This window comes from Janthinobacterium agaricidamnosum, from assembly GCF_003667705.1.
Classification (GTDB): domain Bacteria; phylum Pseudomonadota; class Gammaproteobacteria; order Burkholderiales; family Burkholderiaceae_D; genus Janthinobacterium.
This window is the reverse complement of the sequence record NZ_CP033019.1, coordinates 3137220-3160258: the sequence shown is the minus strand read 5'-3', so window position 1 is coordinate 3160258 and position 23039 is coordinate 3137220. Positions and strand designations below refer to the sequence as shown.

Genomic DNA, 23039 nt, shown 5'->3' with positions numbered 1-23039 from the left:
ACAATCACTTTCAACTAAAACGATCAAATGAGCGGGTAGAATAGGCGCATGGATGCCCTCAATCACTTGCAATCGTTTGTGCTGTCCGCCGAGCTGGGCAGCTTTTCGGCGGCCGCGCGCCGTTTGGGGCTGACGCCGGCGGCCGTCAGCAAGAACGTGGCGCGGCTGGAAGCGAGCCTGGGACTGCGCCTGTTCCAGCGCAGCACGCGCCGCCTGACCCTGACGGAAGGGGGCGAGCGTTTCCTGCAGCAGATTGGCGGCGCCTTGTCCACCTTGCGCGAGGCGATCGCCGGCGTGGCCGAAGAGGGCGGCCAGCCGGCCGGCATCCTGAAAATCAGCATGGCGCCGTCGTTCGGGCGCAGCTATGTGGTTCCCTTGCTGGGCGACTTCATCGCGCGCTACCCGGGCGTCATTCCCGACTGCCATTTCGACAACCGGCAAGTGGATTTGATCGGCGAAGGTTTCGATGTCGCCATCGGCGGCGGCATCGAGCTGACGCCCGGCGTGGTGGCGCGCGAACTGGGTCACGCCCACGTCGTCGCCACGGCGTCGCCCGCCTTCATGCGGGGGAAACGCATGCCCGCCCATCCTTCGGACCTGGCGCAATTCGACGGCGTGGCGCGCCGCTCGGCCGGCAGCGGCAGATTGCGCAGCTGGATATTGCGCGATGGTTCTGGCGGCGAAGGCGTGGCCGAATGCCGGCCGCGCGCCATCTTCGACGATCCGGAAGCGATGGCGCAGGCGGCCATCCAGGGTGTCGGCGTGGCGCTGCTGCCCATGCCGCACGCGCTGGCCCATTTGCGCAGCGGCGCGTTGATCCGCCTGCTGCCCGGCTGGCATGCCGATTCCGGCCCCCTGTCCGTGTACTATGCGAGCAAGAAGCTGCTGCCCGCAAAGACGCGCGTCTTCGTCGATTTCTTGCTGGAGCAGTTCCGCCAGCGCGATTTCGCCGCGCAGATGCGGCCCGATTAAACAAAGAAAAATTCTCATGCCTGATAACTACAGTCTGTTTTACACCTTTGACGGCGATCAGCCGGCCCGCTTCCAGGAAGCGCGCGTATTCGGTACGACCGTCTGGACGGCCAGCGGCGCGGCCATGACCTGGGGCGCGGAGACGCGCACGCACTACGCCAGCGATGCCGAGGCGCACGCCGCCTACGTAGCACGTTGCCAGGCGGCGCTGGCCGACGGCTACAGCTTGGCGCGCGCGAGCGTCATCGATCCTGCCGTCTTCGATTTCGCGCTGCTGCAAACCCTGGTGGCGCAGGCCGCGCGCCTGGCTTTCGACTGCGTGCGCCGTGCGCATCCGGACCAGTACATCGACGCTTTCGCCCTGGTCAGCGACGACAGCGCCATGACGATAGGCTGCATGGCGAACAGCCGCGAAGCGCTGGCCGTCTCGGAATACGGCGAAGAGATGCTGTGGAACCCGGCCGAATGGGCGTTTGACGGCGGCGGCGCCTACTTCGACAGCGCCTACCGCTTGCTGCTGCAGGCGCACCGCGCGCTGCCGTTCGACGTCGCATTCGCCACCTTCCGCGCGGGCGTGTTCGACGCCTGCATCGCGGCGCTGGCGCAGCTCGACGCCGAAGGCTGTTTTGGTACGGGCGCGCTGCGCGATCAAGCCGTGCTGCTGTTCGAGGTCAGCGACAGCGAGCCGGTGGAAGGCGCGCTGGCGCGTTTGAATCCGCCGGCCGTGGTGGCGCGTTTCGAGGCATGGATGGCCAGCTGGGCCGACTAGGTTCTACGCCGCCACCAGCCGCAACAACGTGATCTCCGCCGGCGCGCCGATGCGCTTGGGCGGGCCCCAGTAACCCGTGCCGCGGCTGACATAAATCCACAGGCGGCCGCGCCGGTGCAGGCCCGCCACGTACGGCTGCTGCAGCGGCACGAACAGATTCCACGGCCAGAATTGTCCCCCGTGCGTGTGGCCCGACAGTTGCAGGTCGTAGCCGGCCGCTTCCGCCTCGGGCGCGCTGCGCGGCTGGTGCGCCAGCAGGATGCGGGGGATATCGGCCGGTGCGCCGGCGATGGCGCCCTGCGGGTCGCTGCGTTGATCCGGATCGAAGGCGCCGGCATTGAAATCGGTGACGCCGGCCAGCGCCAGGCGCGCGCCGTCGTGCTCGAGCACCGTGTGTTCGTTCATCAGCACGCGCAAGCCCAGGCGGCGAAATTCCGCCACCCATGGCGCGGCGCCCGAATAGTATTCGTGGTTGCCCGTGACGAGAAAGACGCCGTGGCGCGCCCGAAGCTCGCCCAGCGGCGCCGTATGGCTGGCCAGTTGCGCCACCGTGCCGTCGACCACGTCGCCCGTGATGGCGATGACGTCCGCTTGCAGGCCGTTGGCGCGCGCGACGATGGCGTCCACATAGGCGCGCTTGATGGTGGCGCCTACGTGGATGTCGCTCAGCTGCACGATGCTAAAACCTTGCAGGGCGGCCGGCAAGCCGGTAATCGGCACCGAGACTTCGCGCACGCGCGCCACACGGCGGGCGTTGATGAAACCGACGACGGTGGCCAGCAGCGCCAGGGCTAGCGCCGCCACGGCGGACGCCTGGGCATGCGGGCGGGTGGCGGGGATCAGCATCAGCAGTTCGCGCAGCACGGTGAGCACGAACAGCGAGGAAAAAAAGCCCATGCACAGCGAGCCGGCCCAGCTCAAACGGTCGGCCAGGCGCGCATCGTTGGTGACGGCGCGGGCGAAGATGGTCATCGGCATCAGCATGGTCGAGGCCAGCAATACAACGCCGCCCAGCAGCCAGCCGGCCAGGCCGACGGGCAGCGCGGGCAGCAGCAGCCAGCCCAGCAGGGCGTGCAGGGCGCCCAGTATCATGGTGATGCGCAGCAGCGGCGTGCGGGTTTTCATGTGATCGTTCCAATGGTGGGGGTGCCCGGCGCGGCGGATGCGATGCGGCGCCATCGCCGGCCGCCGATTATAGCCGACGCCTCGGCAACCGGCAGCCGCCCCCCCCCGCTCATGCTGCGCTCATGGCGTGATATGCAGCCCCAGCATGGCCAGCTTGCCGAAATCGACTGGCTTGGCGAAGTGCTCGTTGAACCCGGCCTGCAGTGCCGCCTGGCGGTCGTGTTCCTGGCCATAGCCGGTCAGCGCCACGAGCTGGAATTGCTGCGGTATCGGCAGCTGGCGCAGCTTGCCGGCCACGTCGTAGCCGCTCATGTCGGGCAGGCCGATGTCGAGAAAGACGATGTCGGGCTTGAATTCCAGGGTGCGCTCGGTCGCTTGCGCGCCCGTGTAGGCCGTGCGCACCGTGTGGCCGTACATCTCCAGCAGTTCGGCCAGGGTGTCGGCCGCATCGCTGTTGTCGTCGACCACGAGGATGCGCTGGCTGCCGCCGCTGGCCGCCTCGCGCGCCGGCGCGGCGGCGGCCACGGGCACGTTGGCGTCGAGGGGCAGGATGACCTCGAAGGTGCTGCCCAGTCCCACGCCGGGGCTGTGCACGCTGACCTGGCCGCCGTGCAAGGTCACCAGGTTGCGCACCAGCGACAGGCCGATGCCCAGGCCGTCCTGCACCCGGTCGGGTGAATGGCCGCTCTGCTCGAACAGGCCGAAGATGCTGTCGATGCTGGCGGCGGCGATGCCGATGCCGTTGTCGCTCAGGCGGATGCGTACGTTGTCGCCTTCGCGCGCGGCGGAAATGGCGATGCGCCCGCCCGGCGCCGTGAACTTGGCCGCGTTCAGCAGCAAGTTGGCGACGATCTGCGACAGGCGCACGGCGTCGCCGCAGACCCACAGTTCTTCCTTGGGCAGATGCACGTCGAGCGCATGGCCGCGCGCCTCGATGCTGTGCGAACTCGTTTCCAGCGCGCTGCGGATGACGCTGAGCAGGCTCACGCTTTCCCATTGCAGCGAGATCTTACCCTGCGAAATGCGCGACACGTCGAGCAGGTCGTCCACCAGGCGCACCAGGTGGTCCGTATGGCGGCCGATGGTGCGGCGCGCATTGTCCTGCACGGCCGGCACGACGGGGTCGAGCTTGCACAACAGGGCCAGCGCCGTGCGGATGGGGCCCAGCGGATTGCGCAATTCGTGGGCCAGGGTGGCCAGGAATTCATCCTTGCGGCGGTCCACGTCGCGCAGCGCGCGCTCGACCCGGCCCAGGCGCAGCAGCGCCTTGACGTTGGCGATCAGTTCATCGGCCTCGATCGGTTCGACCAGGTAATTGTCGGCGCCGCCATCGAGGGCGCGGATCTTGTCGGCCGTGCCGATGCACGAGGCCGACGTCTGCAGCACCAGAATGGTGTTCGTCTCGGCGCCGCCCTTCAGTTGGCGGCACACTTCCAGGCCGTTGATGTCGGGCAGCTTGACGTCGAGCAGGATCAGGTTAGGGCGGTCCTGGCGGGCGCGCAGCAGTGCGTCGCCGCCGTTCGAGGCTTCGATGACCTTGAAGCCGGCGCGTTTGAGGATGCGCGATTTGGCGTAGCGTGCGCCATCGCTGTCATCGACGTTCAGGATCAGAGCATCGCTGTTGTTATCCGGTAGCATGCGCATTGTCCCAGGTGGTTGTGCCTTGCGGCGGAACCGGCTCTTGCCGGTGGTGTTGGTTGCCGATCAGCGCGCGCAGGGTCGCCAGCAATTGCTGGCGCGACAGCGGCTTGACGTAATAGGCGTCGGCGCCCAGGGCCAGGCCCTTGCGCACGTCATCGATCTCGGTGGCGACGATGACGGGCACCTGGCGCCGCAGCGGGTCGTTTTTCAGCTCGGCCAGCCAGTGCCAGGCCGTTTCGCCGTGCAGCAGGATGTCGAGGATGACGGCGGCGGGGCGCTGCTGTTCCCAGCGTTCCTGCGCCTCGCGCACGCTGCGCGCGGGGACGACGCGAAATTCGCTGCCGGCCAAGAATTTTTCATACAGCAGGCGCACGGGCGGATTGTCTTCCACCACCAGCACGCCGATGCGCTGGTCGTTGCCGTTGTCGTTGGCCGGCGCGCTCGGCGGCAGGCTGCCTTCGGGCGCATGGTAGCTGGTGGGCAGGACCACGGAAAACAGCGAACCGTGGCCCGGCGTGCTGTCTACCGACACCGTGCCATTGAGCAGGGTGGCCAGGTTGCGGCACAGGGGCAGGCCCAGGCCCGTGCCCTTGACCTTGCGCTGCATGTGGTTTTCCACCTGGCTGAATTCCTCGAAGATCAGCTGCACGTCTTCGGCATCGATGCCCAGGCCCGTGTCGGAGACGGAAAAGCGGATGGCGTCCTGCTCCGGCAAGGGCGTGGCGCTGACGACGATGGCACCCGCCTCCGTGAACTTGAGGGCGTTGGAGATAAAGTTGCGCAGGATTTGCGACAGCTTGCCTTCATCCGTATGGATCTGCAGCGCCGGGTCGGGGTCGATGAAGGTGAGCGTGAGCGTATCGGACACCAGCAGCGGGCGCAGCATGCCGCGCAGGGCGCTGAACAGGTCGGCCACCTGGAAGCTGTTGGCGTGCACGTCGACCTTGCCCGCCTCGATCTTGGCCAGGTCCAGCAGGTCGTTTACCAGGTCGCTCAGGCTGACGGCGCTTTGCAGGATGAACAGCACCTGCTTTTCCTGTTCCTCCGACAGTTCGCCGTCGATGCGGTCGAGCAGCAGCTTGGACAGGGCGCGGATGGAGCTGAGCGGCGTGCGGAATTCATGGCTCATGTTCGACAGGAAGCGCGACTTCATCTGGTCGGCGCGGCGCAGGTGGTCGGCTTTTTCATCGAGTTCCGCGAACAGCGCCACCACGCCCCGGTTGGTGTCTTCCAGTTCGCGCGTCAGCTGCAGCAAATCGTCCTGGCGCGTCTTCAGTTCGGCCAGGGTGCTCAGCAGTTCGCGGTTCTGCTGCTGCACCTCGGACAGCGTGATATCCGAGGGCAGCGCCTGCAGGCTGCCGGACAGCGCGCCGATGCTTTGCCCGTCGAGCAGGGGCGCGTCGCGCGGGAACAGCTTGTGCAGCGTGATTTGCGTGCCGTCGCCGGGCGCGCTGTGGATATGGCAGCGGTCCATCAGGCGCTGCGCGCCCAGGATGCCCAGGCCCATGCCCGTGGGCGAGCGGTAGGTGCCGGCCAGTATCCGGTCGAGCTGCGCGATGCCGGGACCCTGGTCCTCGATGCGGATGCTGAGCACCTGCGGCGCCGTCTGGCCATCGATGGCGAAATGCACCTTGCCGCTGCCCGCGTAGTTGTAGACGTTGCGCGCCAGTTCCGACACGGCCGTGGCGATGCGCACCTGATCCTGCACGCCGAAGCCGCACAGGGCGGCGATCTGCCGCGCGCGCTGGCGCGCCCCCACCACATCGAGTTCGCTGCCGATATGGGCTGTCAATATGCGTTGCGTCATGCCCCACCTGTCCTTTCTGCCGTTACAGCCTGATGTTCCTCATGTTCGCGCAGCACCACCACCGTGACGTCGTCGCGCCCGCGCGAAAAATCGCGGTACAGCACGGCGGCGATCAGGCTGGGGTGGCATTGCGCCAGGCCCGGATACTGTTCCAGGTCCCAGCGCGTGTGCAAGCCGTCCGAGTGCATGATCAGGGTCGTGCCCAGCTGCCACGGATAGCAGAATTCCTGCACCTTGCGCAGATTGCTGCCGACGATGCCGTTATGCGACAGCAGATGCCGGCGCTGCTGCGCGTCGAAGGCGCAGGCGGCGATGTTGCCCACGCCCGCATAGCGCAATTCGCGGCGCGCGCTGTCGATATGCGCCACCGCCATGGCCGCGCCGCGCGTGGTGCGCAGCGCGCCGTGGGCCAGTTCGATGAAGGGGGCGGGCAGGGGTGGCAAGCCGGGCGTGTCGTGTTCCAGCAGGGCGCTGGCGCGTTCCGACGCGCGCGCCGCCAGCGGGCCGTGGCCCAGGCCATCGGCCACCATCAGGCTCAGTTCATGGCCTTCGCACACAACGTTCCACGCGTCGCCGCACACTTGTTCCGAGGCCAGCGGCAGGCACACGGCGCCGATGCGCCAGTTCGGATGGGCGGGAATGGCGCTGCTGGCGTTGGGTCCCCATACCACCATCATCAGCACCGTGCCCTTGCCGGGCCCCGTGTACAGGTCGAATTCCTGGCTCAGGCGGCGTATCGCGCCCAGCCCCACGCCGTAGGTGCCCGTGGTGGAATGGCCATCCTGCATGTGCTGGCGCACATTGGCCATGCCGGGGCCGTTGTCGATGGCCAGCACTTCGATGCCGCTGGTGCCGCCGCGCAGCACCTTGCGCAGCAGGATCTCGCCGCGCTGCGCGTGCTTGACGATATTGGTGGCCGCTTCGCTGATGATGATGGCCAGCTGGCCCGTGCGCACGTCGTCGAAGCCGATGCGGCGCGCCAGCTCGTTGCCGGCGCGGCGGGCCGCGGCGATCTCGCTCGGTTCGCCGATGGGAAAACTTCTTTGCCTGAGAATGTCAGGCTGTGGTTCCTGGTGGTTCAAAACAGCTTCCATTTCGCGATGGTGACGGTGGTGCCCGCGCCGGGCGCCGTGTCGATGTGAAATGCGTCGGCCAGGCGCTTGGCGCCGCCCAGCCCCAGTCCCAGCCCGCCGCCGCTGGTATAGCCATCGGTCAGCGCCAGGGGAATATCGTCAATGCCCGGTCCCGCGTCGACGAAGCGCAGTTCCAGGCCCTGGCGCGCGCCATCGCTGACGCGCGCGATGCGCGCCTCGCCGCCGCCGCCGTAGCGCAGGGTGTTGCGCGCCAGTTCGCTGGCCGCCGTGATGATCTTGGTCTGTTCGATCAGGCCAAAACCCATGGCGACCATGCTGTCGCGCACCTGCTTGCGCAAGCGCACGACGTCTTCGTCGTTATGCAGGGGCAGGATCTGTTGCGCCCCCGGCTGCGCCCGCTCCTGTGCCTGCGCGCCTAGCATGGCGCCCCCGTCATGCGCATGCGCCGCCCCGTTCCAGCAGCTTGATGCCCAGCTCCACGTTGAGCGCCGTGCTCACGCCTTCCAGGGTCAGCCCCAGTTCCACCAGGGTGATGGCGACGGCCGGCTGCATGCCGACGACGACGGTGCGCGCGTCGAGGATTTTCGCCATCGCCGCCGTGTTGCTGATCATGCGGCCGATAAAGGAGTCGACGATGTCGAGCGCGGAAATGTCGATCAGCACGCCCGTGGCGCGGTCCGTCACGATGCGGGTGGTCAGGTCGTCCTGCAGGGTCATCGCCAGGCGGTCATGCATGTCCACCTGTATCGTCACCAGCAACAGCCGGCCCATGCGTAAAATGGGGATTCTTTCCATAGGCGCCTCAGTGTTGTTGCTGCTGGTAGGTGATGCTGGAACCCGTGCGTTTCAGGGCCACGACGAAGGCGTCGGCCAGGGTGGCCTTGGTCATCACGTCTTCCAGGTTGACGCCCAGGTGCACGATGGTTTGCGCGATCTGCGGGCGGATGCCGCTGATGATGCAGTCGGCGCCCATCAGGCGCGCGGCGGCGATGGTCTTCAGCAGGTGCTGCGCCACCAGGGTGTCGACGGTGGGCACGCCCGTGATGTCGATGATGGCGATCAGGGCGCCCGTATCGACGATCTTTTGCAGCAGGCTTTCCATCACCACCTGCGTGCGGGCGCTGTCGAGGGTGCCGATCAGGGGCAGGGCCAGCACGTTTTGCCACAGCTGCACCACGGGCGTGGATAACTCCAGCAATTCCTGCTGCTGGCGCAATATCACCTGTTCGCGCGCCTTCTGGTAGACGGCGATGGTCAGCAGGCCCAGCTCGTCGAACAATTTGCTGGTGCTGACGATGGCGTCGCCCAGCTGCTCCGGCTGCGCCGTGATTGCCTTGCGCAGGTAGGCGAACAGCGGTTCCTTGAGGGCGAACATGAAGCTGGCCGTGTCGATCGGCGAATAGCCCTGGCGCACGCGCGACTGCGATATTTCGGCCAGCAGCTGGCGCGTGTCGTCCCAGGCGCCGCCCTCGATGTCGAACGAGTCGCCGCTATCCAGCGCGCCCGCCAGCAGCGGCAGGAATTGCGATGCCTGCTGGCGCAGCTCGTTTTCGGCGATCTTGTCGCGCCGCACCAGGCGGGCGATCAGGCCGGCCATCCAGCCGTCCAGCAGTTCCGTGTGGTGTTCGTTGATGATGCCGGCCAGTTGTTGCGCCTGGCCCATGCCCGTCTTGATGTTCATGCTGATCCTTCGCTGAGTGGAGGGTGCGGCACGGCCGCAAACGGGCACGCGCTGTGATGAATAAATTATAGGCAGACATGGCCATGGCTTGTGTTCTGTGCCGCACATAGTGGCGCATGTCGATGTACATTCCTGCCGGAAACATTGACGTCTTCGCCTGGGTCATTAAAGATGTATATGATTTGCATGTTTATGGGGATTCCGCTACACTGGCAACACTCAACAAGAGAATCACGCCATGAATATCGACAAATTCAAACAGCAGCACCTGGCCATCCTGGCCGCCATCGATGACTTGCGCCGGCTGGCGCGCGGCGGCGTTGCCGCGCAGGCGCAGGCCATCGCCGAACAGATCGTCGCCATGAGCGGCTTGATCAAGCTGCACCTGGCCGTCGAGCAGCGCTACCTGTATCCGGCCGCGCAGGCGTCCGGCGTGGCCACGGTGGCCCGGCTGGGGCGCCAGTACGAACACGAGATGCACGGCATCGCCGGCGCCTACCTCGATTTCGCCGGCCGCTGGAATACGCCCGTGCGCCTGGCAGCCGAACCGGACGCCTTCCGCAGCGAAGCCAATACCGTGCTGCATGCGCTGTTCCAGCGCATGCGCCGCGAAGACCACGATCTTTATCCCGCCATCGAATCACTGGCCTGAAAACCGCCTGCTCATCTATCTAAAGGAATTCCACATGCTGACCCAAGAACAACGCGCCATCATCACGGCCACCGTCCCCATCCTCGAGCAGGGCGGCGAAGCGCTGACCCGTCATTTCTACAAGAACCTGTTCCGCGACCATCCCGAAGTGCTGCCGTACTTTAACCAGGCGCACCAGCACAGCGGCGACCAGCAGCGCGCGCTGGCCAATGGCGTGCTGATGTATGCCAAACATATCGATCAGCTTGCCGCGCTGGGCGACCTGGTGGCCACCATCGTCAACAAGCACGTGGCCCTGCAGATCCGCGCCGAGCACTATCCGCTGGTGGGCGCCAGCCTGCTGCAGGCGATCCGTGAAGTGTTGGGCGAAGAGGTGGCCAGCGACGCCGTCATCGACGCCTGGGGTGCGGCCTACGGCCAGCTGGCCGACATCCTGGCCGGCGAGGAAGGGCGCATCTACAAGGCGCAAGCGGCCGCGCCGGGCGGCTGGAGCGGCGCGCGCGACTTTACCGTGCGCAGCAAGACGGTGGAAAGCGGCGAGATTACGTCCTTCCTGCTGGCGCCCGCCAATGGCCAGCCCGTGCTCGACTTTGCGCCGGGTCAATACATCGGCGTGCTGGTCGACGTCGATGGCGTGCCCATGCGCCGCCAGTACTCGTTGTCCGCCGCCAGCAATGGCCAGACCTACCGCATCAGCGTCAAGCGCGAAGAGGGCGGCAAGGTGTCGAATTTCTTCCATGACCACGTGCAGGCGGGCGACACGGTGCAGCTGACGCCGCCCTCGGGCGACTTCGTCCTGACCGAGAGCGACAAGCCGCTGGTGCTGATCAGCGGCGGCGTGGGCATCACGCCGACCTTGGCCATGCTGACGGCGGCCCTGCGCGGCACGCGTCCCGTGCATTTCATCCACGCGGCGCGCCACCACGGCGTGCATGCATTCGGCGCGCAGATCGACGAACTGGCCGCGCAGCACCCGCAGCTGCGGCGCTATTACTGCTACGCGGAACATGCCGGCGAGCAAGATGCGCCCGATGCCGTCGGATTGTTGAATAAAGAGCAGTTGAAAAGCTGGCTGCCGGCCTCGCGCGACGTCGACGCCTACTTCCTGGGGCCGCAGCCGTTCATGCGGGCCGTCAAGCAATACCTGCGCGAACTGGGCGTGCCGGAACGGCAGACGCACCATGAATTCTTCGGACCGGCAGCCGCCTTGAACTGATTTCTCCTGCCTTGTGTTGCCCCTGCGAGAAAAAACCGCCGCCGTAAGGGGCGGGTAAGCCTCGCGCCGTATCGTGAATGCAAGCTCGAAAAGAAAAGAGCAGTTTTTTACATAACGGAGGCAACACCATGCATGACGATCTGGTACAAAAACTCAAGACGGACCCCAATTATCATCAGCTGGTCAAGGTGCGCTCGCGCTTCGGCTGGGCTCTGACGGGCCTGATGATGCTGGTGTACTACGGCTACATCCTGCTCATCGCGTTCGACAAGGAATTTCTTGCTGCTAAAACGGGCACGGGCGTGATGACCTGGGGCATGCCGATCGGCCTGTTCGTCATCGTGTTTACCGTGGTGATCACGGGCATCTACGTGCGCCGCGCCAACAAGCAATTCGACGACCTGACCAGCGCCATCCAGGCACGGGTGCAGGCATGAGCGCCGCCAAGCATGCGCTGCGCGGCGTGGCCGGCCTGAGCGCGCTGGCCTTGCTGGGGGCCAGCAATGCCGCGTTCGCAGCCGGCGCCGACCTGGGCCAGGCAGTCAAGCAGCCCACCAACTGGACGGCCATCATCATGTTCGCCGTCTTCGTCATCTTTACCCTGTTCGTCACAAAGTGGGCGGCCAAGAAGACCAAGTCGGCTTCCGATTTCTACACGGCCGGCGGCGGCATCACGGGCTTCCAGAACGGCCTGGCCATCGCGGGCGACTATATGTCGGCTGCATCGTTCCTCGGCATTTCCGCCGCCGTCTTTTTGAACGGCTATGACGGCCTGATCTACGCCATCGGCTTTCTCGTCGGCTGGCCCGTCATCACCTTTCTGATGGCCGAGCGCCTGCGCAACCTGGGCCGCTACACCTTTGCCGACGTGGCCGCCTACCGCTTCAAGCAGGCGCCGATCCGCATTTTCTCGGCCTCCGGCACCCTCGTCGTCGTGGCCTTTTACCTGATCGCGCAGATGGTGGGCGCGGGCCAGCTGATCAAGCTGCTGTTCGGCCTCGAATACTGGATCGCCGTCGTCCTGGTCGGTACCTTGATGATGATCTACGTGCTGTTCGGCGGCATGACGGCCACCACCTGGGTGCAGATCATCAAGGCCGTGATGCTGCTGGGCGGCGCCACCTTCATGGCCGTGGCCGTGCTGGCGCAATTCAACTTCAGCCCGGAAGCGCTGTTCGCCAAGTCCGTGGACGTGCATGCCACCAAGGAAGCCATCATGGGCCCTGGTTCCTTTATCAAGGACCCGATCTCGGCCATCTCGTTCGGCATGGCGCTGATGTTCGGCACGGCCGGCCTGCCGCACATCCTGATGCGTTTCTTCACGGTGCCAAGCGCCAAGGAAGCGCGCAAATCCGTGTTCTGGGCCACCACCTGGATCGCCTATTTCTACATTCTGACCTTCATCATCGGCTTTGGCGCCATCGTGCTGGTCAGCACCAATCCCGAGTTCAAGGATGCGGCCGGCAAATTGCTGGGCGGTAACAACATGGCGGCCGTGCACCTGGCCAAGGCCGTGGGCGGCAACGTCTTCCTCGGTTTCATGTCGGCGGTCGCGTTCGCCACCATCCTGGCCGTGGTGGCGGGCTTGACCCTGTCGGGAGCGTCGGCCGTGTCGCACGATCTGTATGCCACCGTCATCAAGAAGGGCAAGGCCACGGGCGCCAACGAATTGAAAGTGTCGCGCGTGACGACGATCGTGCTGGGCATCATCGCCGTGGTGCTGGGCATCGCCTTTGAAAAGCAGAACATCGCCTTCATGGTCTCGCTGGCCTTCGCCATTGCCGCTTCGGCCAACTTCCCCGTGCTGTTCATGTCGGTGCTGTGGAAAGACTGCACCACGCGGGGCGCCACCATCGGCGGTTTCCTGGGCTTGATCACGGCCGTCGCCCTGACGGTGGTGTCGAAGTCCGTGTGGGTCGACGTGCTCGGTCATGGCGAAGCGTTGTTCCCGTACGCTTCGCCGGCGCTGTTCTCGATGACGGCCGGCTTCGTCGGCATCTGGCTGTTCTCGGTGCTCGACAAGAGCCCCCGCGCGCGCATCGACCGCGCCGGCTACGAAGCGCAGCAAATGCGCTCGGAAACGGGTATCGGCGCGGCAGGCGCCAGCGCGCATTGATGTAAATAAGTGTTGTTGAAGAAAACAATCACGCCCGGTTCGCCGGGCGTGATTGTTTTGCGCGCCTGCAATTCATTTCTGTGCATCTTGCAGTCGGGCGCTTTGCTCATGAATTGAGAAAGGTCAGTAAGGATTGAGGCTGTTTGACCTATAAAGAGAGTACTTCCGGTGAGCGGTGCCCGCGAAGTAAGAGGCTGTGACCATGAGCGGCTATCTATGTCTTTGGCGCAAAGTGTGGACGTACGTCTGGAAGGGGATGTCATGAATGCATCAGGGACTCATTCTTCTCACTGGTTGCCTTCCATAATGATTGCATTGATCGGCTTGGCTTCATCATTAGGCAGCAGTTACATCCAAACGCAAAGGGTGGCTACGGAAACAGCGCAAAAAGTTATCGGTAATAATCTCATTCCGATAGGCGCGGTCATCGGCTCGATGCTGCCGCCTGCCGAGTTTTACCGTCAGGCAGGGCTTGATTCCACCTATGTTCCTGAAAAATACACGTGGGTTCTCGCGGATGGGCGGGATGTGACGCGTTCGGTGTACGAAAAAATTTCCAGCGGAAAGCGCACGGTCCCCGATCTGCGTGGTTTGTTCTTGCGCGGAATAAATGAAGGTGCAAGGAATGATCCAGACGGCGAACGCATGGCCGGTAGCGTGCAGCCGGATTCCTTTGCCGCGCATAATCATGTTGCCGCTCTTCCCAGGATAGCCGAAAGGATCGAAGCTGCCGCTTATGGGGGGATCGCTGCCAGGGTAGTGGCAGCGTCTGAGAACGGATCGACAGCGGTTTCCGTTGAAAACAAGGGTGGCCCGGAAACCCGGCCTCGCAATGCCGCTGTGTATTGGTATATCCGCATCAATTAGCCGGCAGTCAGGGCAGTGTTTTCTGCCATTTCTTCAGCCCACGTTTCGCATGCTACTTCCCGGCGCGGCAGTTGCGCAACATTGGTATGGCCTTACTTTGCCACGTGCAGGGGAATCACGCCCGCCGCCAGCGCCGGCGCGCCCGGCGTCGCTTCGAGTATCGATGCCAGGGTTACCGTGTCGAGCACGGCCAGGAAGGCGGCCGTGGCCTGGCCCAGCTTGGCTTTCAGCAGGCAATCGGGCGTCAGCGGGCAGGTATTGTTTTCCTTGTTAAAACATTCCGCCATAAAAAAGTCATTTTCCGTTTCGCGTACCACGGTGCCGATATTGATCTCGGCCGGGTCGCGCGCCAGGCGCAGGCCGCCATTCCTCCCACGCACGGTTTCCACGATGCCCGACAGGCCCAGCTGGTGCACCACCTTCATCAGGTGATTCTTGGAAATCGCATGCAGGTCGGCGATGTCCTGGATGGTGACAAGGTGGTCGCGGTGCACGCCCAGGTACATCAGGGTGCGCAGGGTGTAGTCAGTGTAGGCAGTCAGTCGCATGGGCATCGTTCATAAGATGTGGATTACATCCTTGTTTCATCCGCAGCATACAGGAGAGCGCCGGCCCTGTGTGTTGCGCCGTCACTTTTGATCCTCGAAAGACAAAAGTTGATTGCCTTTCGCTTAAATGCGTAGTAAATTTTCATATTGTTGCCCTGGTAAATAGCTTGCAGGCCCTTGTCGGCCCTTTGAGCATGGATTTTATTGATGAAAATCAAGAGGATGGTGAAGCAATAAGGTAAATTTACTACAAAAATCGGATGATGGGCGTTTCCCGGCCGGGGAGCGCGTACTACGCAATCTGTGCGGTGCCGCCGTGGCCGCCCCAGGAAATACATACCATGCAAATGAATGAAGTGAAAGACGAGCTGCTGAGCAGCGATATCCGCCAGCTGGGCCGTCTGCTGGGCGACGCCATCCGCAACCACCTGGGCGACCCCGCCTTCGAGCGCATCGAACATGTGCGCCAGCTGGCCATCCGTTTCCGCCGCGATAATGATGAAGCGGCGCGCGCGCAGCTGTCCGATGCGCTGCAAGCGCTGTCGCAGGAAGAAACCACGCAATTGACGCGCGCTTTCAGCTATTTCTCGCTGTTGGCCAACATTGCGGAAGACCAGCATCACATCCGCCGCACGCGCGCCCATTTGATCGCCGGGTCGCCGCCGCGCCAGGGTAGCCTCAGCCATGCCGTCGGCAACGTGTTTGACGCGGGCAAGGCCGATGCGTTGGAAACGTTCTTTGAAGATGCGTTCGTCAGCCCCGTGTTCACGGCGCATCCGACGGAAGTGCAACGCAAGAGCATCCAGAATTGCCAGATGGCCATCGCGCGCCTGTTGAGCGAGCGCGACCGCGTGCAAATGACGCCGGAAGAAGCGGAACAGAACGAGGAAGCGCTGGGCCGCGGCATTGTGACCCTGTGGCAAACGCGTCTGTTGCGCACGAGCAAGCTGTCCGTCATGGATGAAGTAGCCAACGGCCTGTCGTTCTACGACCACACGATTTTGCGTGAATTGCCGAAATTGTATTCCTCGCTGGAAACCATGCTGGCCCAGCGCGATGCCCGCTGGGAAGATGCGGAATTGCCCAATTTCATGAAAGTGGGCAGCTGGATAGGCGGCGACCGCGACGGCAACCCCTTCGTCACGGCCGACATCCTGCGCAGCACCCTGCAGACGCAGGCCGACAAGGTGCTCGATTTTTACCTCGGCGAATTGCGCAAGCTCGCTTCGCAACTGTCGCTGGCGCAAATCCTGAACGCCTGCAGCGAGCCGCTGCGCGCGCTGGCCGAGCGCTCGGCCGATGCCTCGCCGCACCGGGTCGACGAACCGTACCGCCGCGCCCTGCATGGCATTCACGCGCGCCTGGACGCCACGCGCGTGGTGCTGTCTGGCAAGGGCAAGCAAGCGGACGGGGTGCAGCCCTACGCTGCGGCCGCCGAGTTGCTGGCCGACCTGGACGTGGTCCAGCATTCGCTCGTCAGCAATGGCTTGCGCGCGCTGGCACGGGGTCGCTTGCGCCAGCTGCGCCGTGCCGTCAAGGTGTTCGGCTTTTCGCTGGCGCCGCTCGACTTGCGCCAGAATTCCGACGTGCATGAGCGCGTCGTGGGCGAACTGTTCGCCGGCGCCCAGCCGGGCCTGGTCTACCTGGACCTCGATGAGGAGCAGCGCATCAGCTTGCTGCTGGCCGAGCTGGAGTCGCCACGCCTGCTGACGTCGCCGTATGCGCAGTACTCGGAAGAAACGACGTCCGAACTCGACATCTTCCGCGCCGTGCGCGAAGCGCATGTGAAATACGGCAAGGAATCGGTGCCGAACTGCATCATCTCCAAGGCGGCCAGCGTGTCGGACTTGCTGGAAGTGGCCTTGCTGCTGAAGGAAGTGGGCTTGCTGCGCCAGGACAGCCGCGAAGTGGACGTCAACATCATTCCCCTGTTCGAAACCATCGACGACTTGCGCGCCGGCCCCGCCATCATGGCGCGCGCGTTCGGCTTGCCGTTCTACCGGGGTTTGCTGGCGTCGCGCGCGGACCAGCAGGAAGTCATGCTTGGTTATTCCGACAGCAACAAGGACGGAGGCTTCTTGACCTCCGGCTGGGAACTCTACAAGGCCGAGATCGAGCTGGTGACGGTGTTCAAGCAATACCAGATCAAGCTGCGCCTGTTCCACGGCCGCGGCGGTTCCGTGGGCCGCGGCGGCGGACCCAGCTACGAAGCCATCCTGGCCCAGCCGGCCGGCGCCGTGCAGGGACAGATCCGCCTGACGGAGCAGGGCGAAGTCATCACGGCCAAGTATGCGAATCCGGAAGTAGGGCGCCGCAACCTGGAAGTGCTGGTGGCCGCCACCATCCAGTCGACCCTGCTGCCGCAGGCGCAGCTGCAGCCGAAGGCTTCGGCCGGCGCGGGCCATTTGGCCGCGATGGAAGAGCTGTCCGGCACGGCCCTGAACGCTTACCGCGACCTCGTCTACGGCACCGAGGGCTTCGAACAGTACTTCTGGGAATCGACGGTGATCGCGGAAATTGCCGCGCTGAACATCGGCAGCCGTCCCGCTTCGCGCAAGAAGTCGACCTCGATCGAGGATTTGCGCGCCATTCCCTGGGTATTGAGCTGGGCGCAATGCCGCTTGATGCTGCCGGGCTGGTTCGGTTTCGGTTCCGCCGTGCAAGCCTACCTGGCCGCCCATCCCGCCGATGGGGCGGACGTGCTGCGCGGCATGTACACGGATTGGCCCTTCTTCACGTCCCTGCTGTCGAACATGGATATGGTGCTGGCCAAGAGCGACATCGCCATCGCCGGCAAGTATGCGGAGCTCGTCAAGGACAAGGCCCTGCGCGACGCCATCTTTACACGCATCCGCACCGAATACGCGGCCACCCTGGATGCCTTGAAGCTGATCACGGGCCAGGAAGAGTTGCAGCAAGCCAACCCGCTGATGCAGCGCTCGATACGCAACCGTTTCCCCTACATCGACCCGCTCAACCACGTGCAGGTGGAGCTGCTGAAACGCTTCCGCGAGGGTAAACAGGATGCGGCGGCCCGCACGGGGATTCATTTGTCGATCAATGGCATTGCGGCGGGGTTGCGCAACAGCGGTTAATTTTTGGGGTCAGTCACTGCGTGATCGGAATGCGCCCCACTGGGGCGTATTCCCCCGCCGGGTCTGACCCCAGCTTTGCACTTGGGTTGGCTTTACGAACTCAGTAGAAAACAACAAGGAGACAGCATGACCATCAAAGTTGCCATCAATGGCTATGGCCGCATCGGCCGCAACGTCTTGCGCGCGTTTTATGAAGGCGGCAAGCAGCAGGATATCGAAATCGTCGCCATCAACGACCTGGGCGACGCCAAGTCGAATGCGCATCTGACGCGCTACGACACGGTGCACGGCAAGTTTCCCGGCGTCGTCACCATCGACGGCGAGAACATGCTCGTCAACGGCGACCGCATCCGCGTCTTCGCGCAGCGCGACCCGGCCCTGATTCCATGGGGAGAACTCGGTGTCGACGTCGTGCTCGAATGCACGGGTTTCTTCACGACCAAGGAAAAAGCCTCGGCCCACCTGAAGGGCGGGGCAAAGAAAGTCATCATTTCCGCGCCGGGCGGCAAGGACGTGGACGCTACCATCGTGTTCGGCGTCAACCAGCATGTCTTGAAGGCATCGGACACAGTGATTTCGAATGCTTCGTGCACGACGAATTGCCTCGCGCCATTGGTCAAACCCCTCAACGACGCCATCGGCATCGAATCGGGCCTGATGACCACCGTGCATGCCTACACGAACGACCAGGTACTCTCCGACGTGATGCATGAAGACTTGCGCCGCGCCCGTTCGGCCACGCATTCGATGATCCCCACCAAGACGGGTGCGGCGGCCGCCGTGGGCCTCGTCTTGCCGGAACTCAATGGCAAGCTCGATGGTTTCGCCGTGCGCGTGCCGACCATCAACGTCTCCTTGGTCGACCTGTCCTTTATCGCCAAGCGCGATACCACGGTGGAAGAGGTGAATGCCTTGCTGAAAACGGCGTCGGAAGGCGCGCTGAAAGGCATCCTCACCTACCAGACGGAACCGCTCGTTTCCATCGACTTCAACCACAACCCGGCCTCGTCGAACTTCGATTCAACCTTGACCAAGGTGTCGGGCCGCCTCGTGAAAGTGTCGTCGTGGTACGACAACGAGTGGGGTTTCTCGAACCGCATGCTCGACACCACGGTCGCCCTGATGGCGGCCAAGTAAGAAGAACCAGCGCTGATCCAGCGCACCAGGACGGCCGGCCCACAAGGCCGGCCCTTGCAGCAGCACGAACTTTATAGAAAGCAGCACACCATGACCATGCAAGTACAGCAACGCGCCACCAAGATCGTTTCCACCATTGGCCCCGCTTCGAACGATATCGATACCCTGGTCCGCATGTTCAAGGCCGGCGTCGACGTCGTGCGCCTGAACTTCTCGCATGGCAAGGCGCAAGACCATATCGACCGCGCCCGCATGGTGCGCGAAGCGGCAGCGCTGTGCGGCCGCGAAGTGGCCATCATGGCCGACTTGCAAGGCCCGAAAATTCGCGTCGGCAAGTTTGAAGAAGGCAAGATTTTCCTGGAAAACGGCGCCAAGTTCATCCTCGACGCGAAATGGGGCGAAAACGGCGAACTGGGCAACATCGAGCGCTGCGGCCTCGACTACAAGGAATTGCCGCGCGACTTGCGCGCTGCCGACGTGCTGCTGCTCAACGATGGCCTCATCGTCCTGACGGTGGACAAGGTCGTCGGCAGCGAAATCCACACGACCGTGAAAATCGGCGGCGAATTGTCGAACAACAAGGGCATCAACCGCCAGGGCGGCGGCTTGTCGGCCCCGGCCCTGACGGCCAAGGACATGGAAGACGTGAAAACGGCGATGAGCTTCCAGGCCGATTACGTAGCCGTCTCCTTCCCGAAAAACGCCACGGACATGGTCATGGCGCGCCAGCTGGCCAATATCGCCGGCGAAGCGTGGGACCACAAGCCGATGATGATCGCCAAGATCGAACGGGCGGAAGCCATTCCCGCGCTGCAGGAAATTCTCGATGCTTCCGACGGCATCATGGTGGCCCGTGGCGATTTGGCCGTGGAAGTGGGCAACGCGGCCGTGCCGGCCCTGCAAAAGCGCATGATCAAGATGGCGCGCGCGTCGAATAAGCTTGCCATTACGGCAACGCAGATGATGGAATCGATGATCGTCAACGCCGTGCCGACGCGCGCGGAAGTGTCCGACGTGGCCAATGCAGTGCTCGACGGCACGGATGCCGTCATGACGTCGGCGGAAACGGCGTCGGGCCGCTATCCGATCGAAACGGTGGAAGCGATGGCCGCCATCTGCCTGGACGCGGAAAAGTGGGATACCTGCAAGCTCGATGCCGATTTCCTCAACGCCACGTTTTCGCGCATCGACCAGTCGATCGCCTACGGCGCGCTGTTTACGGCCCACCACCTGCGCGTGAAAGCGATCGCTACCCTGACGGAATCGGGCTCCACAGCCCTGTGGATGAGCCGTTGCAACATCGATATTCCCATCGTCGCGCTGACCCCGAGCGTGGGCACGCGCCGCAAGCTGGCCCTGTACCGCAACGTCAGCACCCTGGAACTGACGTCCGGCACGGACCGCGACAAGGTTTTGCAGCAGGCGGAAGATTTGCTGGTGGAACATAAAGTCGTGACCAAGGGCGACACCGTCGTGCTGACCTGGGGCGAGCCGATGGGCAAGGTCGGCGGCACGAATGCGTTGAAGATCATGAAGATCGGTCAGCACTGACCGTCTCGCCCGCCGCCAGTTGCCTGCAGCCTTAAGAACGGCTGAAAAAGAGGCCGCTGGCCGCAAGGCGCAATGGCAGATGCCCAATCTGCCATTGCGATGCCCGCGTTTCCGTGTCAGCATGGTTCTCCTGCCTTGCAAGGCGCATCTGGAGTGCATGATGACTGCATACTTGCCTGCTTTGATCTGGTCGCTGTCGGCTTTCGTTTGCCTCTTCATTGCCAAACGCCGCTCCTTGAAAACTACGGCTGTCAGGGCCATCCTGGTGGTGCTCCTGGGGCCGTTTGCCATTCCCTTCGTATTGGCCGCCAGGCCCGGGATGCACGGCTAAGCGTGCGGCCTGCGCGCGTTCCTCTTTGCTATATTTAAACTTTTAGCGAATGGAATGCCCATGAAACGCAGCGCGACCCTGTTCCTGATGATGATCCTTCCCCTGTGCGCAGCCGCGTCCGCCTCGGCGGCGGAGCCGGCGCAGCGCTTGCAGCGTGCCACGGGGCTGTGGAAGGTGACGCCCGCGACCTCGCCGTTTTCCTGGGAAATTTGCGTTGATCAGCAACGCGACCGCCTGATCGACGACGACTTGTGGAGCGATTTCGAGCAGGAATGCCAGATCGCGTCGCAAAGCCGCCAGGGCGACAGCTATACTTTCCAGTCCAGCTGTCCTGGCGCCAAGCTGGCGGGCAGTTTCAAGGGCGACCTGGCCAAGGCGTATACCCTGACCGCCGATACCACTATCGAACTGAACGGCAAGACCGAGGTGCAACGCACGGAACTGGCGGGCGTATTCCTCGGTGCCTGTCCCGCAGGGCTGGCGCCGGGTGCGAAGAAAATGCGCGGCGGCATGGTCATGAAGAGCTTGTATCTCAACCGCTATGTAATCCTCGGAAAATTAGTGTGAATTTATGACAAACAGAACCGGATGCTATGCAAGGCGCTCGCTGCGACGCAGTGCGATCACTGCTAGCAGTGAGCAAGCCTCGTCGGCCACCTTGCAGAGCGCCGGTTATGGAAGTCAGAAATCACAATAATTTATTGGGGGTTACTTAGCAGCCGGTAACCGCGCTGAAACAACGGTTTCCAGCGATAGGCAGGCGCCGGCATTGACGCCGGAGGCCAGGATTTGTGATAATGAGAATTATTATCAATTAGTCGCGCCTTGCCTTGCGCGCATTGGAGTCCCGAGTGAACATTGCGCAGTCCAGCGAGTCGATAGCAGGCATCTACAGCAGCCACCACGGCTGGCTGATGCGCTGGCTGCGCGCCAAGCTGCAGTGCGCCGACCATGCGGCCGACCTGGCGCACGATACCTTCGTCCGCCTGCTGACGGCGCCGCCCGAGGGAAGGCACAGCCTGCGCGAACCGCGCGCCTATCTCACCACCGTGGCGCAGCGCCTGCTGATCGACCATTACCGGCGCCTGTCGCTGGAGCAGGCGTGGCTGGAAACCCTGGCGCAGCAGCCTGAATTGCTGATGCAGTCGCCGGAAGAGCGTTTGCTGGTATTGGAAGCCTTGCAGCGCATCGATGCCATGCTCGATGGTTTGCCGCCGCTCGTGCGCGACGCCTTCCTGCTGGCGCATGTCGATGGCCTCGCTTATGGAGAAATCGCCCGGCGCCTGGGCGTGAGCGAGCGCAGCATCAAGCGCTACATGGTGCAGGCGTTCGAGCGCTGCATCCTCTTGATCCTGTGAACGCCAGCACGGCTGCCATCGACCCGCGCGCCGCCCGCGCGGCGGCGCAATGGCTGGTGCGCTTGCATGGGGGGCCTTTGAACGTTGACGAACAGCAAGCCTTCCAGGCCTGGCGCACCAGCGATCCCGCGCACGAAGCGGCCTGGAAAAGGGCCGAGCTCGTGTGCGGCACCCTGGCCAGCGTGCCGCCGGTGCTGCGCCAGGCGGCGGACGGGGCGCCGCAGTCGCCGCAGCGGCGTGCCGTGCTCTACGGCCTGGCCGGGCTGATCGTGGCCGGACCGGCACTGTGGCTGGCCAGCCAGTCGGCGCCGTGGCAAGCGTGGCGCGCGGCCATCCGCACGGCCAGGGGCGAAATCCGCCACATGACATTACCCGATGGCACGCAACTGGTACTCAATACGGACACGGCCATCGACGTGCGCTTTGACGGCGCGGCGCGGCTGGTGGTCTTGCATGCCGGGGAAATACACGTCGCCACGGCGCACGACGGGGCCGTGCCGGCGCGCCCGTTCCTCGTGCGCAGCAGTAATGGCGTCGTGCGCGCGCTCGGTACGCACTTCAGCGTGCGCCACGGCGGCAGCGTGCTGGCGCCGCGCACGCAGGTGAGCGTCAGCGAGGGCGCCGTCGAGATCCGGCCAAGGGAAGCTTCCGACGCCTTGCGCAGGGTCGATGCGGGCCGGCAGGGCAGTTTTGACGACGCGGCCGTTTCCGCCTTGACGCCGCTGGCGCCGCATGCGGACGCCTGGCTGCGGGGCGTGCTGATCGCCGAGCGCATGCCGCTGGGCGAGGTGCTCGAACAGGTAGCCCGCTACCGCTATGGCGTGCTGCGCTGCGATCCGGCGCTCGCCGCCATGCCCGTGGACGGCATCTTCCAGTTGCACGACCCGGAGAACATCCTGCTCTTGCTGCAGCGCGCCTTGCCGATCCGGCTGGCGCGCCGCACGCGCTACTGGATCAGTGTCGAGGCGGCTTGAGCTTGTCGGCTTACGCGTGGCCTTGCCACGCTAAGCCGACCTACGCCTGTCGGGTATGGTAGGTCGGCTTAGCCCGCAGGGCGTAAGCCGACGTGCTCCAATTTA

At 64.0% G+C, this 23039-nt stretch carries 21 protein-coding genes; 13 read left to right on the top strand and 8 right to left on the bottom strand.

The window, feature by feature from the left end; genetic code table 11:
* The first annotated feature begins 48 nt into the window (after positions 1 to 48).
* Positions 49 to 972, top strand: a complete 924-nt coding sequence (locus D9M09_RS14200) for a LysR family transcriptional regulator (protein ID WP_121669637.1) — start codon at positions 49 to 51, stop codon at positions 970 to 972.
* A 16-nt stretch (positions 973 to 988) separates the two neighbouring features.
* Positions 989 to 1741, top strand: coding sequence for a DUF4303 domain-containing protein (locus D9M09_RS14195; protein ID WP_162995681.1), 753 nt, complete (start codon positions 989 to 991; stop codon positions 1739 to 1741).
* A gap of 3 nt (positions 1742 to 1744) precedes the next feature.
* Here D9M09_RS14195 and D9M09_RS14190 read toward each other — a convergent pair whose 3' ends face one another.
* The 7 genes from D9M09_RS14190 to D9M09_RS14160 form a co-directional block, all read right to left on the bottom strand.
* Positions 1745 to 2866, bottom strand: a complete 1122-nt coding sequence (locus tag D9M09_RS14190; RefSeq protein WP_121669635.1) for a metallophosphoesterase — start codon at positions 2864 to 2866, stop codon at positions 1745 to 1747.
* Between the two features lie 120 nt (positions 2867 to 2986).
* Positions 2987 to 4504 (bottom strand): ATP-binding response regulator, encoded by a 1518-nt coding sequence (locus D9M09_RS14185; RefSeq protein WP_121671089.1) that lies wholly within the window; start codon positions 4502 to 4504, stop codon positions 2987 to 2989.
* On the bottom strand, positions 4491 to 6314 hold the full coding sequence (locus D9M09_RS14180) for an ATP-binding protein (RefSeq protein ID WP_083293461.1): 1824 nt from the start codon (positions 6312 to 6314) through the stop codon (positions 4491 to 4493). Before D9M09_RS14180 ends, D9M09_RS14185 begins: the two co-directional genes overlap by 14 nt.
* Positions 6311 to 7396, bottom strand: a complete 1086-nt coding sequence (locus D9M09_RS14175) for an ATP-binding SpoIIE family protein phosphatase (protein WP_240453641.1) — start codon at positions 7394 to 7396, stop codon at positions 6311 to 6313. The genes D9M09_RS14180 and D9M09_RS14175 overlap by 4 nt, the downstream gene beginning before the upstream one ends.
* Positions 7393 to 7830 carry an ATP-binding protein gene (locus tag D9M09_RS14170; RefSeq protein ID WP_070291456.1) on the bottom strand — a complete coding sequence of 146 codons (438 nt, stop codon included), beginning with the start codon at positions 7828 to 7830 and terminating at the stop codon, positions 7393 to 7395. Before D9M09_RS14170 ends, D9M09_RS14175 begins: the two co-directional genes overlap by 4 nt.
* Before the next feature lie 10 nt (positions 7831 to 7840).
* Positions 7841 to 8203 carry an STAS domain-containing protein gene (locus D9M09_RS14165; RefSeq protein ID WP_034785745.1) on the bottom strand — a complete coding sequence of 121 codons (363 nt, stop codon included), beginning with the start codon at positions 8201 to 8203 and terminating at the stop codon, positions 7841 to 7843.
* 7 nt (positions 8204 to 8210) lie between these two features.
* On the bottom strand, positions 8211 to 9089 hold the full coding sequence (locus D9M09_RS14160) for an STAS domain-containing protein (RefSeq protein WP_070291455.1): 879 nt from the start codon (positions 9087 to 9089) through the stop codon (positions 8211 to 8213).
* 238 nt (positions 9090 to 9327) lie between these two features.
* Between D9M09_RS14160 and D9M09_RS14155 the strand changes: the two genes are divergently transcribed.
* From D9M09_RS14155 to D9M09_RS14135, 5 genes are all read left to right on the top strand, one after another.
* Positions 9328 to 9741 carry a hemerythrin domain-containing protein gene (locus D9M09_RS14155; RefSeq protein ID WP_121669633.1) on the top strand — a complete coding sequence of 138 codons (414 nt, stop codon included), beginning with the start codon at positions 9328 to 9330 and terminating at the stop codon, positions 9739 to 9741.
* A 34-nt stretch (positions 9742 to 9775) separates the two neighbouring features.
* Positions 9776 to 10957 carry an NO-inducible flavohemoprotein gene (gene hmpA, locus D9M09_RS14150; RefSeq protein WP_121669632.1) on the top strand — a complete coding sequence of 394 codons (1182 nt, stop codon included), beginning with the start codon at positions 9776 to 9778 and terminating at the stop codon, positions 10955 to 10957.
* Positions 10958 to 11085: 128 nt separating this feature from the next.
* Positions 11086 to 11394, top strand: a complete 309-nt coding sequence (locus tag D9M09_RS14145; protein WP_070310641.1) for a DUF485 domain-containing protein — start codon at positions 11086 to 11088, stop codon at positions 11392 to 11394.
* Positions 11391 to 13073, top strand: a complete 1683-nt coding sequence (locus D9M09_RS14140; protein ID WP_070218469.1) for a cation acetate symporter — start codon at positions 11391 to 11393, stop codon at positions 13071 to 13073. The genes D9M09_RS14145 and D9M09_RS14140 overlap by 4 nt, the downstream gene beginning before the upstream one ends.
* A gap of 216 nt (positions 13074 to 13289) precedes the next feature.
* Positions 13290 to 13940, top strand: coding sequence for a hypothetical protein (locus tag D9M09_RS14135; protein ID WP_141749892.1), 651 nt, complete (start codon positions 13290 to 13292; stop codon positions 13938 to 13940).
* 92 nt (positions 13941 to 14032) lie between these two features.
* Here the strand turns inward: D9M09_RS14135 and D9M09_RS14130 are convergent, their stop codons facing one another.
* Complete coding sequence (locus tag D9M09_RS14130; RefSeq protein WP_070218567.1) at positions 14033 to 14488, bottom strand: RrF2 family transcriptional regulator; 456 nt, start codon at positions 14486 to 14488, stop codon at positions 14033 to 14035.
* A 341-nt stretch (positions 14489 to 14829) separates the two neighbouring features.
* Between D9M09_RS14130 and ppc the strand changes: the two genes are divergently transcribed.
* The 6 genes from ppc (at position 14830) to D9M09_RS14090 (ending at position 22934) form a co-directional block, all read left to right on the top strand.
* Entirely contained in the window at positions 14830 to 17583 is a 2754-nt protein-coding gene (gene ppc, locus D9M09_RS14120; RefSeq protein WP_205602371.1) for a phosphoenolpyruvate carboxylase, read from the top strand.
* A gap of 126 nt (positions 17584 to 17709) precedes the next feature.
* Positions 17710 to 18720 (top strand): type I glyceraldehyde-3-phosphate dehydrogenase, encoded by a 1011-nt coding sequence (gap, locus tag D9M09_RS14115; protein ID WP_121669631.1) that lies wholly within the window; start codon positions 17710 to 17712, stop codon positions 18718 to 18720.
* Between the two features lie 90 nt (positions 18721 to 18810).
* Positions 18811 to 20271: a pyruvate kinase gene (pyk, locus tag D9M09_RS14110; RefSeq protein WP_175444767.1), complete on the top strand. Its 1461-nt coding sequence runs from the start codon at positions 18811 to 18813 to the stop codon at positions 20269 to 20271.
* A gap of 391 nt (positions 20272 to 20662) precedes the next feature.
* On the top strand, positions 20663 to 21169 hold the full coding sequence (locus D9M09_RS14100; protein ID WP_121669629.1) for a DUF3617 domain-containing protein: 507 nt from the start codon (positions 20663 to 20665) through the stop codon (positions 21167 to 21169).
* A 284-nt stretch (positions 21170 to 21453) separates the two neighbouring features.
* Complete coding sequence (locus tag D9M09_RS14095) at positions 21454 to 21960, top strand: sigma-70 family RNA polymerase sigma factor (protein WP_121669628.1); 507 nt, start codon at positions 21454 to 21456, stop codon at positions 21958 to 21960.
* Positions 21957 to 22934: a FecR domain-containing protein gene (locus D9M09_RS14090; RefSeq protein WP_070218461.1), complete on the top strand. Its 978-nt coding sequence runs from the start codon at positions 21957 to 21959 to the stop codon at positions 22932 to 22934. The genes D9M09_RS14095 and D9M09_RS14090 overlap by 4 nt, the downstream gene beginning before the upstream one ends.
* Positions 22935 to 23039 lie beyond the last annotated feature (105 nt).